The 12,680-nt window shown below is 61.5% G+C and carries 11 protein-coding genes; 8 read left to right on the top strand and 3 right to left on the bottom strand.

Annotated elements, in window-relative coordinates:
• Positions 1-98: 98 nt before the first annotated feature.
• Entirely contained in the window at positions 99-1,364 is a 1,266-nt protein-coding gene (locus tag ACR3EL_RS12130) for a permease (protein ID WP_170340182.1), read from the top strand.
• Between the two features lie 21 nt (positions 1,365-1,385).
• Here ACR3EL_RS12130 and ACR3EL_RS12125 read toward each other — a convergent pair whose 3' ends face one another.
• Positions 1,386-2,270, bottom strand: a complete 885-nt coding sequence (locus tag ACR3EL_RS12125) for a LysR family transcriptional regulator ArgP (protein ID WP_480721719.1) — start codon at positions 2,268-2,270, stop codon at positions 1,386-1,388.
• Positions 2,271-2,354: 84 nt separating this feature from the next.
• On the opposite strand from ACR3EL_RS12125, the gene ACR3EL_RS12120 reads away from it, so the two are divergent.
• The 6 genes from ACR3EL_RS12120 (at position 2,355) to ACR3EL_RS12095 (ending at position 8,187) form a co-directional block, all read left to right on the top strand.
• Entirely contained in the window at positions 2,355-2,954 is a 600-nt protein-coding gene (locus tag ACR3EL_RS12120) for a LysE/ArgO family amino acid transporter (protein ID WP_093964771.1), read from the top strand.
• A 40-nt stretch (positions 2,955-2,994) separates the two neighbouring features.
• On the top strand, positions 2,995-3,903 hold the full coding sequence (locus tag ACR3EL_RS12115; protein WP_170340185.1) for a DMT family transporter: 909 nt from the start codon (positions 2,995-2,997) through the stop codon (positions 3,901-3,903).
• Between the two features lie 94 nt (positions 3,904-3,997).
• The gene (gene betI, locus ACR3EL_RS12110; RefSeq protein WP_170340187.1) at positions 3,998-4,570 is read left to right on the top strand and encodes a choline-binding transcriptional repressor BetI; all 573 of its coding nucleotides are present in this window, start codon (positions 3,998-4,000) and stop codon (positions 4,568-4,570) included.
• Positions 4,567-6,075 carry a choline-sulfatase gene (betC, locus tag ACR3EL_RS12105; protein WP_170460475.1) on the top strand — a complete coding sequence of 503 codons (1,509 nt, stop codon included), beginning with the start codon at positions 4,567-4,569 and terminating at the stop codon, positions 6,073-6,075. The genes betI and betC overlap by 4 nt, the downstream gene beginning before the upstream one ends.
• An 86-nt stretch (positions 6,076-6,161) precedes the next feature.
• Positions 6,162-7,820, top strand: coding sequence for a choline dehydrogenase (betA, locus tag ACR3EL_RS12100; RefSeq protein ID WP_170340191.1), 1,659 nt, complete (start codon positions 6,162-6,164; stop codon positions 7,818-7,820).
• Positions 7,821-7,947: 127 nt separating this feature from the next.
• Positions 7,948-8,187 carry an HP1242/YdcH family protein gene (locus ACR3EL_RS12095; protein WP_093964776.1) on the top strand — a complete coding sequence of 80 codons (240 nt, stop codon included), beginning with the start codon at positions 7,948-7,950 and terminating at the stop codon, positions 8,185-8,187.
• A 46-nt stretch (positions 8,188-8,233) separates the two neighbouring features.
• Here ACR3EL_RS12095 and ACR3EL_RS12090 read toward each other — a convergent pair whose 3' ends face one another.
• Entirely contained in the window at positions 8,234-9,634 is a 1,401-nt protein-coding gene (locus ACR3EL_RS12090) for a helix-turn-helix domain-containing protein (protein ID WP_093964777.1), read from the bottom strand.
• A gap of 65 nt (positions 9,635-9,699) precedes the next feature.
• Complete coding sequence (locus ACR3EL_RS12085; RefSeq protein ID WP_170340193.1) at positions 9,700-10,905, bottom strand: multidrug effflux MFS transporter; 1,206 nt, start codon at positions 10,903-10,905, stop codon at positions 9,700-9,702.
• A 172-nt stretch (positions 10,906-11,077) separates the two neighbouring features.
• Here ACR3EL_RS12085 and ACR3EL_RS12080 point away from each other — a divergent pair, with 172 nt between their 5' ends.
• Complete coding sequence (locus ACR3EL_RS12080; RefSeq protein WP_170340194.1) at positions 11,078-12,610, top strand: acyl-CoA carboxylase subunit beta; 1,533 nt, start codon at positions 11,078-11,080, stop codon at positions 12,608-12,610.
• The last annotated feature ends 70 nt before the right edge of the window (positions 12,611-12,680 follow it).

The following is a 12,680-nucleotide window of genomic DNA, read 5'->3' as shown; positions in this document are numbered from 1 at the left end:
GCGCATATGGGTCCTGCGCATACCCTTAGGGTTGAACCGCGCACAAAGGAGCTGGCAGAGACCTTGCGACAGACAGGTCGGGGCCGGCACGACAGGACATGACAGGCAAATCCACGGAATTGGAGCGGCGAAATGTGCCGGTTCTGGCAAGCCAAAGCGTGCTGTCCCAGGTCGCGTGGACGATGGGCAGCCCTTCGATCGTCTTGCCGTTTCTGGCGGTCTCATTGGAGATGCCCATGTTTCTTGCCGGGGCGCTGGTTTCCGTGCGTCAGGCAGGCAACATGATTTCGGACATGTTCTTTGCGGTCCCTGTGTCCGCGAAGCAGCAGAAGAAACGTTCCATTGCCCTGACCGAGGTCGCGATTGGTGCGTGCCTTCTGGCAGCCATCGTGGTTGCGGCGATCGGGGGCTCGCCCATGGTGGCTGCGGCTTTCGTCCTAGCCTTCTTTGCAATCGGCATGATCGAAGAGGTCCAGGCGCTGATGTTCACTGACCTTTGGGGGGATCACCTGCGCTCGAAATCCCGGATCTGGATGAGCTATCTTCAACTGGGGGCAGGGGGGCTTGGGGCCATCGGGCTGACACTGACGCTGCATCATCTGACTTCGGACAACCCGCCATTCTCGCGTCACTCGACCGTGATCGCGGTGTCTGCCGGGTTCTTTGTGCTGTCCGGATTGTCCATTCTTGCCCTGGCCGAACTGTCGCGGTCGCAACCCCAGGCGCAAACCGGTCGCCGAGCGGCGGGGCAGTTCCTGTCGGACGCTCGGGCCATGTTCGAATTCGCCTGGTTCCGGCGGTATCTGACCATGCGGCTGCCGCTGGTCGGGGTTTCTCTGTCGGTGCCGTTCTTTGCATTGATCGCAGCCGAGGCGCATCATGGATCGGCCAAGGGGCTGACGGCGTTGATCATTTCGTCGGCGACCGGCTATCTGGTCGCCGCGCCCCTGTGGCAGCTCGTGAACATGAAATCACACCGGGCGGTCATGGTGGCCGGGTCGTTGATGGTGGGGGTGACAGGCGTCGTTCTGGTTGCGGTTCACTATTTGCATCTTGACCACGACGTTCACCTGCATGCGATCGCCCTGTTCGTGGCGACCGTCGCGACAACCGGCATCGGCAGTGCGCGCAAGCTGTATTTCATCGACACCGCGCCCAAGGAACAGCGGGTCAAGGCGTCAGCCGCGATCAAGAGCATTTGCAGGCTCGTGGCGATTGTCGGGTCGGCCGGGTTGGCGGCGGTTGCGCATATGAACGAGGTCGCACTGGCGGTCGCTTTCCTCACCCTGTGCAGCTTCTGGTCGGCAATCGCATGCTATCGTCTGGTCACGCCGCAGCGGAAGGATGCGGAACGCGCCACCTGAGCCATCGATCACAGCGTGGTGTTACGGGTTTGCCAGCACTTGCGTCGCAACTTTCCGGACCGCTCGCGTCAACGGTGAAAGCGCCGGTGCAAGGATACGCCCGACCTGCCAGGTCAGAGGCACATCCAGCGGGGTGTCGGGCACAAGCTCGCGCAGACGGCCATCCGCGATCGCGCTTTGGACCAGATGCGCGGGGTTCATCCCCCAACCCAAACCTGCGGCAGCAGCGGCTACGAACCCGTGAGACGAGGGTAGGAAGTGGGTCGGCGGCGACAGCCGGCTACCCGTTTGCGCATGGATCCAGGCCTTTTGCAGGGCATCCTTCCTGTTGAAGGTCAGGCAGGGTGCCTGCGACAGGCTCTGAGCATTCACTCCGCCAGGGAACCAACGAGCCATGAACTCGGGGCTTGCCGTCGGCAGGTATCTGAGCGTGCCGAGGGCAATGGAATCGCATCCCGGGACGGTTTGCCCGCCCACCGAGATGGCGGCGCTGACATCCCCGCGCCGCAGCCATTCAGCCGAGTGATCCTGATCGTCGATCACAAGGTCAAACAGCATATCATCAACGGCTGCCATCGCGTCTATGAACCAGGTGGACAGAACATCCGCCGGAACCGCGATCCTGACCCGGGTGGGGCCTGTGCCCTGTTCCAGCGAAAGCTCGCGATTGAGTTGCGCCTCAAGCAGGCCGATGTCTTCGGCATGGCGGGCAAGCCGCAAGCCAGCCGGGGTTCCGGTGCAGGGCGTGCCGCGGTGAATCAACGATACGCCGACCCGATCCTCCAGCGCTTTGATCCGTTGCGAAATCGCAGATGGCGTTACCGCCAGTTCCGCGGCGGCGGCGTCAAAGCTGCCATGCCGCAGAATAGCGGCCAACGCGGCCAAGTGATGTGGGTCCAAGTGCATTAGAGAATCTAATTATGGCTCATTGTCTTTAATTTGATACATGCGTATCGGTCGCGTAGTCAACGGACCTGAACAGGAGGGTCCATGTCTACATCCGTCATCGCCGGCTTTGCGCTTGGCTTCAGTTTGATCCTGGCAATCGGTGCTCAGAACGCGTTTGTCCTCAGGCAAGGGCTCAGGCGCGAGCATGTTTTTGTGTTGTGCCTGACATGCGCCGTGTCAGACGCCATTCTGATTGCCGCAGGTGTCGCGGGCTTCGGCAGCCTGGCAACTGCGGCGCCGTGGTTCGAGCCGATGATGCGATACGGCGGCGCGCTGTTCTTGACGTGGTACGGACTGCGCAGTCTGGCGTCAGCCTGGCGCGGCGGCGCAGCGCTTGAGGTCGGAGAGGCGAAGCGTACAAGTCTGCGCGCGGCCTTGTTGACCGTTCTGGCCTTCACCTGGCTCAATCCGCATGTCTATCTGGACACGGTGGTGCTGATTGGCTCGATTTCGGCGCAGTATGAAGACCGGATGGGTTTCGCCATCGGTGCCATGTCCGCCAGTTTCGTTTTCTTCTTCTCTCTGGGATATGGGTCCAGGGTGCTGTCTCCTATTTTCGCCCGACCCAGGGCATGGCAAGTGCTGGATGTGCTGATTGGTATCGTCATGTTGGCGATCGCCTGGAAGCTGGTCGCAATGTAGAGGCTTGTTCGTCGCCGGGTTTCGGTGTTCAACCGAACCCATGACAACGATCGCCACCCAATCCCGCCCGCTTGCCGGAATGTTCTGGATGTTCAGCGCTGGGTTGTCCTTTGTGGCGATGACAGCCTTGGTCAAATCTCTGGGTACCTCGATGGATCCGATTGAGGCTGCGTTCCTGCGGTATGCTTTGGGGCTGGTCTTTCTGCTGCCAGCCATGCGAGCGATCCTGACCACGCATTTGACCCGCCGGCATATCGCCTTGTTTGGACTGCGTGGGGCCATACACGCCGTCGGGGTCATGTTGTGGTTCTTTGCGATGACCCGTATCCCGCTGGCGGAAGTGACTGCGATGAACTATCTGACGCCGGTCTATGTGACATTGGGCGCCGCGCTTTTTCTGGGCGAGACGATGGCCTTTCGCCGTATCGCGGCCGTGCTTGTCGCCATCGTGGGCGCTGTGATCATTCTGCGGCCCGGGTTCCGCGAGATTTCGGCCGGGCACCTGGCGATGCTGGGCACCTCGCTGATGTTGGGGGGGTCGTACCTGCTGGCCAAAGCGATGGTGCAGGACGTGCGGCCTTCGGTCGTTGTGGCGCATCTGTCGATCTGGACGACGTTGTTTCTTATCCCTTTTGCAATCGCCGTCTGGACTCCGCCCAGCCTGCGCGACATCGGCGTGCTGTTCATGATCGCCAGTTTTGCAACGGCGGGGCACTACTTCATGACCTTGGCTTTGCAGGCTGCACCTGTCGCGGTGACCCAGCCGGTCACCTTCCTGCAGCTGATCTGGGCCACGCTTCTGGGTGCGCTTGTGTTTCAAGAGGGCATCGATATCTGGGTCGTGGCCGGGGGGGCGCTGATCCTCGCAGCGGTCAGTTTCATAACCTGGCGCGAGGCCGTTCTGAACCGCAGTGGCTTGACCCCTCCAAGCCTTGCCCCCAAGCTGTAAAAGCCCCGGAGCCTACAAGGGCAACGTTATTGATTGACGAGTCAATAAAAAGCCCTTAGCGTTTGTTCTGTTGAGACTAGGTTTGGGGGCGGTTATGCCAAAACTCGGAATGGAGCCGATCCGGCGCGATGCGATCGTCAGGGCGACGATTGCCGAGTTGGGGTCCAAGAAGTCTCTGGATGTAACCGTTAGTCAGATCGCCAAGCGCGCCGGCATGTCCAGCGCCCTCGCGCACCATTACTTCGGGGGGAAAGACCAGATCTTTCTGGCGGCGATGCGGCGCATCCTTGGCGATTTCGGCGCCGAAGCCCGGGCTGAGTTGAAAGCCGCGGCGCCGGACCAGCGCGCCCAGGCCATCATCCGCGCCTGTTTCGCGCCGTCCTGCTTTACACCCGACGTGATCGCCGCGTGGATGACCTTTTACGTTCTGGCCCAGACCAACGATGACGCGCTGCGCCTGTGGCAGATCTATCAGGCGCGGATTCGGTCCAACCTGATCCACTCCTTGCGCCCGCTGATGAAGGACCCGGTCGAAGCGGCCGAGAACATGATCGCTCTGATCGACGGTCTGTACATCCGCGCCGCTTTGTCCGCGCCCGAGGAACCGCAACTGGCGGTTTCCCACGCCATGCGCGTCCTGACGACCTTGCTCGAGGCCGAAAAATGACACGACCCAACATTCTGATCCTGATGGTGGATCAGCTCAACGGTACCCTCTTTCCCGACGGTCCCGCCGAGTGGCTGCACGCGCCCAACCTCAAGAAACTGGCGGCGCGGTCAACGCGGTTTGCCAATGCCTATACGGCCTCGCCGCTGTGTGCGCCTGGGCGGGCCAGCTTCATGTCGGGCCAGTTGCCTTCGCGCACGGGGGTCTATGACAACGCGGCCGAGTTCCGCAGCGACATCCCCACCTATGCCCATCACCTGCGCCGCGCGGGCTATTACACCTGCCTGTCGGGCAAGATGCATTTCGTCGGCCCCGACCAGCTGCACGGGTTCGAGGACCGCCTGACCACCGACATCTATCCGGCCGATTTCGGCTGGACCCCGGATTACCGCAAACCGGGCGAGCGCATCGACTGGTGGTATCATAACATGGGTTCGGTCACCGGGGCCGGCGTGGCCGAGATCACCAACCAGATGGAGTATGACGACGAGGTCGCCTATCACGCCAAGGCCAAGCTCTATGATCTGGCCCGCGGCAAGGATGACCGCCCGTGGTGCGTGACCGTCAGCTTCACCCACCCGCATGACCCCTATGTGGCGCGGCGCAGATACTGGGACCTGTACGAGGAATGCGAGCACCTGCTGCCGCAGGTCACGGATCTGGGGTACGACAATCAGGATCCACATTCCCAGCGCATCTTCGACGCCAATGACTGGCGCAGTTTTGACATCACCGAAGAAGACATCCGTCGCTCGCGCCGGGCCTATTTCGCGAATATCTCGTACCTTGACGACAAGATCGGTGAGATCCTCGACGTGCTGGAAACCACCCGGCAAGAGGCGATCATCCTCTTCGTTTCCGACCACGGAGACATGCTGGGCGAGCGGGGTCTTTGGTTCAAGATGAACTTCTACGAAGGCTCGGCCCGAGTGCCGCTTATGATCTCGGCGCCGGACCTGCCGACGGGCCGCATCGACACCCCGGTTTCGACCATAGACGTGACCCCGACGCTGGGCGCGCTGGCGGGTATCGACATGTCGGAGATTGCCCCATGGACGGACGGGCAGGACCTTGTGCCGCTGGCCAACGGCACCGAGCGCACCGCGCCGGTTCTGATGGAATACGCGGCCGAGGCGTCTTATGCGCCCTTGGTGTCGATGCGCTATGGCAAGTGGAAATACAACCGCTGCGCGCTGGACCCCGATCAGCTGTTCGACCTCGAGGCCGACCCGCACGAGTTGGAGAACCTGGCCGACAAGCCCGAGCACGCCGGCACGCTGCAAACCCTGCGCGCCAAGTCCGAGGCGCGCTGGGATCTGGACCGGTTCGACGCCGAGGTGCGCGCCAGCCAGGCGCGGCGCTGGGTCGTGTACGAGGCGCTGCGGCAGGGCGGCTATTACCCGTGGGATTATCAGCCGCTGCAGCAAGCGTCTGAGCGCTACATGCGCAACCACATGAATCTGGACAACCTCGAGGAAAACCAGCGCTTCCCGCGCGGCGAATGACCTCTTTCACATTTTGAAGATACGCCCACCGGTGGCAACGCACGGGACATCCCGCGCCACCGGTCGGGGCCAATGGAGACACGACCATGGAAGCAGATTTCGTCATCGTCGGCGCCGGATCCGCCGGATGTGCGATGGCCTATCGTCTGAGCGAAGCGGGGGCCTCGGTTTTGGTGATCGAGCATGGCGGCACCGATGCAGGGCCGTTCATCCAGATGCCGGCGGCGCTGAGTTATCCGATGAACATGCCGATCTATGACTGGGGCTATCAGTCCGAGCCCGAACCCCACCTGAACAACCGGCGGCTGGCCTGCCCGCGCGGAAAGGTGATCGGAGGGTCGTCCTCGATCAATGGGATGGTCTATGTGCGCGGCCATGCGCGCGACTTTGACACCTGGGCCGATATGGGCGCGGATGGCTGGTCCTTTGCGGATGTTCTGCCCTATTTCAAACGGATGGAAAGCTGGCACGACGGCGGCCATGGTGGTGACCCCAAATGGCGCGGTACCAACGGCCCGCTGCATGTGTCGCGGGGGCCGCGCAAGAACCCTCTGTTCAAGGCCTTCGTCGAGGCCGGGCGGCAGGCCGGCTACGAGCTGACCGATGACTACAACGGCGAGAAACAGGAAGGCTTCGGCCCGATGGAGCAGACCGTCTGGAAAGGGCGGCGCTGGTCGGCGGCCAATGCCTATCTGAAGCCCGCGCTGAAACGCCCGAACTGCGATATCGTACGGGGCCTTGCCACGCGCGTGGTGATCGAGGAGGGCCGCGCAACCGGGGTCGAACTGATCCGTGGTGGCCGAACGCAGATCGTGCGCGCCCGGCGCGAGGTGGTGCTGGCGGCCTCGTCGATCAACTCGCCCAAGCTTCTGATGTTGTCGGGGATCGGACCCGCCGCGCATCTGGCCGAGCACGGCATCGACGTGGTCGCCGACCGGCCCGGCGTGGGCGCGAACCTGCAGGATCACCTGGAACTGTATATCCAGCAGGCCTCGCTGCAGCCGATCACGCTGTACAAATACTGGAACCTGTTCGGCAAGGGCCTGATCGGGGCGCAGTGGCTGTTCACCAAGACCGGCCTTGGCGCGTCGAACCAGTTTGAAAGCGCGGCGTTCATCCGGTCGAAGCCGGGGGTCGAGTACCCGGATATCCAGTACCACTTCCTGCCCATCGCTGTGCGCTATGACGGCAAGGCCGCAGCCGAGGGGCACGGCTTCCAGGCGCATGTGGGGCCGATGCGCTCCCCCTCGCGCGGGGCTGTGACGCTGCGCTCTGCCAAGCCCGAGGACGCGCCGGTGATCCGCTTCAACTACATGAGCACCGAGCAGGACTGGGAGGATTTCCGCACCTGCATCCGCCTGACCCGCGAGATTTTCGGCCAGGACGCGTTCAAGCCCTATGCTGGCAAGGAGATCCAGCCCGGAGCGGACGTGCAGACCGACGAAGAACTGAACGCGTTCATCGCCGAACATGCCGAGAGCGCCTACCATCCCTGCGGCACCTGCCGGATGGGGCGGGCGGACGATCCGAACGCGGTCGTCGACCCGCAGGGCCGAGTCATCGGGGTGGATGGGCTGCGCGTGGCGGACAGCTCGGTGTTTCCGCAGATCACCAACGGCAACCTGAACGCGCCGTCGATCATGGTGGGCGAAAAGATGTCGGATCATTTGCTGGGCAAAGACCCGCTGCCCCGGGCCAATGGCCGGCCATGGATTCACCCCAAATGGGCTGAGGCACAGCGTTGAAGGCATTGCCGGGGAGGGGAACGCGACCGCGAAGATAACATTCCCCTTTCAATTGATCCGAGTCAAAGTCAGCTTTGGTATTAGGGTCTAGCTGTAGTGCGAAACCAAACTGAAGGAGCGAGCAGGAATGTCCCATACCCCGCATGAACTGGCCGAGGAATTCCCGGACAAGGTTGAACTGATGAGCCAGCTCAAGCAGACCGATGCCCATTTCGCCCGGCTTGCGGACGAATATCACGAACTCAACCGTATGGTGCATCGGGCGGAAACCAATGTTGAGCCGATGGAAGACCTGGCCGAGGGCGAACTGCGCAAAAAGCGGGCCGCGCTCAAGGATCAGATCTGGTCGATCCTGAGCAAAGCGTGAACCAAAAAAGGGCGGGAACTGATCCTGCCCTTTTCCGTTTTTCAGCTCAGGTGACTTCGTAGGGCAGCGTGCCGCGCGTATGGGCGTCGATCTTCAGTCGGCGCTCCAGCGGTGGCACGGACCGTTGGTGGCAGGTCTGGCGTTCGCAGATGCGGCAGGAAATCCCGATCGGTTCGTAGGCGCTGGTGTTGTTGATGTCCAAATTGTCGGCATAGACCAGTGCTTCGGCGTGCCGGACCTCGCACCCGAGGGCGATGGCATAGCGGCGCACTGGCGCACCGAAGGACCCGCCAGACTTTGAAACGTCGCGCGCGATTGAGATATAACGAACCCCGTCGGGTGTTTCTGCCAATTGCAGCAGGAAATGACCAGGCGTTTCAAAGGCCCGGTGCACGTTCCAAAGCGGGCAGGCCCCGCCGAACCGCGCAAATTGCAGCCGTGTGGCCGAATGGCGTTTGGTGATCGTGCCCGCCTGATCGACCCGCACAAAGAAGAACGGGATGCCCTTGGCGCCCGGTCGCTGCAGCGTGGACAACCGGTGGGCGACTTGTTCGATCGAAGCGCCGAACCGGTTGCTCAGCAATTCAAGATCGTGCCGGTCTTCCTGCGCTGCTGACAGAAAGGCGGTGTAGGGCATCAGTGACGCGCCAGCGAAGTAGTTTGCGAGGCCGATCTTGGCGATCGAGCGGGCTTCGTCGCTTTGAAACTTGGCAAAGTCCAGCGTGGCCTCGAGCAGTTTGTCCTGGCTGATCAGCGCGACCTGCAGCAGCAGTTGAAACACTTGGGTCTGCGGCGCTGCGCGCGAAGACAGGCGCAATGTTTTTGTAGCGTTGTCATAGCTGCGCAGGGCCGGAATGTCTTCGAACATCACCTGAACCCCGCGTTCCTTCAGGCTGTCCAGTGCTGCCTGTCGGATGCCTCCCGGTCCTTCGGCGCGGGCGGCGAACCGTTCAGCGGCTCGATCGACCGCGTCAATGTAGTTGTCGCAATAGTGAAAGAAATCGCGAACCTCTTCCCACGGGCTGGCCTGGATGCGGGCATCCTCGCGTCCGAGGGCCTCGTCCAGCGAGGCGAGCCTCTCATGGGTCTGGCGGTAGGCTTTGTGCAGCTCGATGAAGGACCGCGCCAATGCGGGGGCATTGGACGCCGTTAGCCGCAGGTCCGCCAGAGGGGGGATGGCATCCGCGAAGACAGGATCGGCCAACGCCTCGCGCATGTCCGAGACCAGACGCTCGCTATCGCCGGTGCTCAGCTCGGTTACATCCATGCCGAATTCCTGCGCCAGCGCCAGAACAACCGTGGTCGAGATCGGCCGGTTGTTGTTCTCCATCTGGTTCAGATAGGGCAGGGAAACACCCAGCTTGGCGGCAAATTCCTTTTGCGTCAGCGTCAGACGCGTCCGCATTTCGCGCAGCTTTGCACCGGCGTAGAGTTTCTGAGTGGCCATCGGGTTTTCTTTGCAGTTATTCCGCCTGCGCAGGCTAACTTTGCAAAGTCCCGGGTGCAAGGTGGCTAGATGCCGAGTTGACGTTCCCGCCAGATCACGCTGCTGATCGCGACTATGGCCAGGACCGATGTGGCCAACATCAACCACAACAGCGGCATGGCGCCGGTTTCATTGGTCAGCATTGCACCGGCTAGGGCGCTGAGAGCTGCGCCGCCGCCCAGCATGATCGCGCCGCTTAGCCCGGATGCGGTCGCAGCCAGATGTGGTCGCACGGACAGCGATCCGGCGGTTGCATTCGGGATCGACATGCCGTTGCCCAAGCCGACGAATGTCATGAACCCGAAAAAGCTGAGCGCCGAGCCCCAACCCGCCAGAAACAGAACCGCGGACAACGCGACGCCGATTGCGTTCAGCCAGCAGCCCCAGCGCACCATCCGGTTGACGCCATAACGCACCGAGTACCGGCCGCTGATGAAGTTTCCGAAGAAGTAACCGACGGCAGGGGCGCCGAAATAGATTCCGACTTCGGCGGCGGTTAGGCCAAAGATCTCGGTGCCGATGAAAGGCGCGCCACCCAGATAGGCGAAGAACGCGCCAGACGACAACGCGGATGACAGCGAATACCCCCAGAATCGCGGAGAGGTCAGCAGTTCGGGATACTCCCGAAACTGTTGGATCAGGGTTTTGCCGCTCTTGGCCGAGGTTTCTCCGAAGTCATGATAGGTCAGCGCCAGCGCGAAGGCGGCCAGTCCGAAAGGCAGCCAGAAATTGGCCTTCCAGCCAAAGCTTTCCTCCAGAATACCCCCGATGGCCGGTCCGATCATCGGCACGACGGCCATGCCCATGGTGACATAACCGATCATGGATGCGGCCTGATCCTGGTCATACATGTCGCGCACCGCTGCGCGGCTGAGGACGATCCCCACGACGATAACGGCCTGCCCCATGCGAAAGGCAAGAAATGTCTCGACGTTTGGGGCGTAGATGCACCCCAGCGTTGCCAGCAGAAACAGCACCAGCCCCCACAGCAGCACCGGCCGCCGCCCGGCCTTGTCGGCGATCGGACCGATCAGGATCTGCAGAACGGCGTTGATCAGCAGATACAACGCAATCGACAGCTGCATGACCTTGTAGTCGGCCTCAAAATAGGCTGCCATGAAAGGCAGGCTGGGAAGGAACAGGTTCATGCTGAGCGCCGATAGTCCCGACAGCAGGACAAGCGTTAGCAGCTTGGGTGGAGAGCGGTGCGTAGACGTGGAACTGAACTGCATGGTTCACTCATAATTCCGGTATTCGGGAAAGGCCATGCCGATGCACAAACATTAACTGATTTGCAATTCTCAGAAATGTAATTGCCAAAAATTTGCAAATTTGCCGAAAAGGCCTTTGGGTGATGCGGAGCAATCTATATTGTCGCGACAAATTTGACAGGGGAAAATCGTGATGAAGGACATCCTTGCCGAGCTTGAGAACCGCCGTGAGGACGCGCGCCTGGGTGGCGGGCAAAAACGGATCGATGCGCAACATGCGCGGGGCAAGCTGACGGCGCGCGAGCGGATCGAGCTTCTGGTCGATGAGGGCAGCTTTGAAGAGTTCGACATGTTCGTGACCCATCGCTGCACCGATTTCGGCATGGAAAAACAGAAACCTGCGGGCGACGGTGTCGTGACCGGATGGGGCACGATCAACGGCCGCATGGTCTATGTGTTCAGCCAGGACTTTACCGTGTTTGGCGGATCTCTGTCGGAAACGCATGCGCAGAAGATCTGCAAGATCATGGATATGGCCATGCAAAACGGCGCGCCGGTGATCGGCATCAACGACTCGGGCGGGGCGCGAATCCAAGAAGGTGTCGCCTCGCTGGCGGGCTATGCTGAGGTGTTCCAGCGCAACATCATGGCCTCGGGCGTGGTGCCGCAGATCTCGGTGATCATGGGCCCCTGTGCCGGTGGCGCGGTCTACAGCCCGGCGATGACCGACTTCATCTTCATGGTCAAGGACACGTCGTACATGTTCGTGACCGGCCCCGACGTGGTGAAGACGGTCACCAACGAGGTCGTCACCGCCGAGGAACTGGGCGGTGCGTCGACCCATACCAAGAAGTCCAGTGTGGCTGATGGCGCATTCGAAAACGATGTCGAGGCGCTGGCCGAGGTGCGGCGGCTGGTCGACTTCCTGCCGCTCAACAACCGGGAAAAGCCGCCCGTGCGCCCGTTCTTTGACGAGCCGGGGCGGATCGAGACTTCTCTGGACACGCTGGTCCCGGAAAACCCCAACACCCCCTACGACATGAAGGAACTGATCACCAAGGTAGCCGATGAGGGTGATTTCTATGAAATCCAGGAGGATTTCGCGAAAAACATCATCACCGGCTTCATCCGGCTTGAGGGGCAGACCGTCGGCGTGGTGGCCAACCAGCCGATGGTTCTGGCGGGGTGTCTGGACATTGACAGCAGCCGCAAGGCCGCACGGTTTGTACGGTTCTGCGACTGTTTTGAGATTCCGATCCTGACCCTGGTGGACGTTCCCGGCTTTTTGCCCGGCACCAGCCAGGAATATGGCGGTGTCATCAAACATGGCGCCAAACTGTTGTTTGCCTATGGCGAAGCAACTGTGCCCAAGGTGACCGTGATCACTCGCAAGGCTTACGGCGGCGCCTATGACGTCATGGCGTCAAAGCACCTGCGCGGTGATTTCAACTATGCCTGGCCAACCGCCGAAATCGCGGTGATGGGCGCGAAGGGTGCAACCGAAATCATCCACCGCGCCGATCTGGGAGACCCGGATAAGATCGCGAAGCACACTCAGGACTATGAGGATCGGTTCGCCAACCCGTTTGTCGCGGCCGAACGCGGCTTCATCGACGAGGTGATCATGCCGCACTCGACGCGCCGCCGTGTGTCGCGGGCCTTTGCCAGCCTGCGCAACAAGCAGCTGAAGAACCCTTGGAAGAAACACGACAACATTCCGCTGTAATCCGCCGGGGCGCTTTGCCCCGGTTCGATCCACGAATGTTCCTGATTGACCGCTGACACAAAACCGTTTC

The sequence above is a fragment of the Ruegeria sp. BJ3 genome, from assembly GCF_056535665.1.
This window is presented reverse-complemented; position numbering and strand designations above follow the sequence as displayed.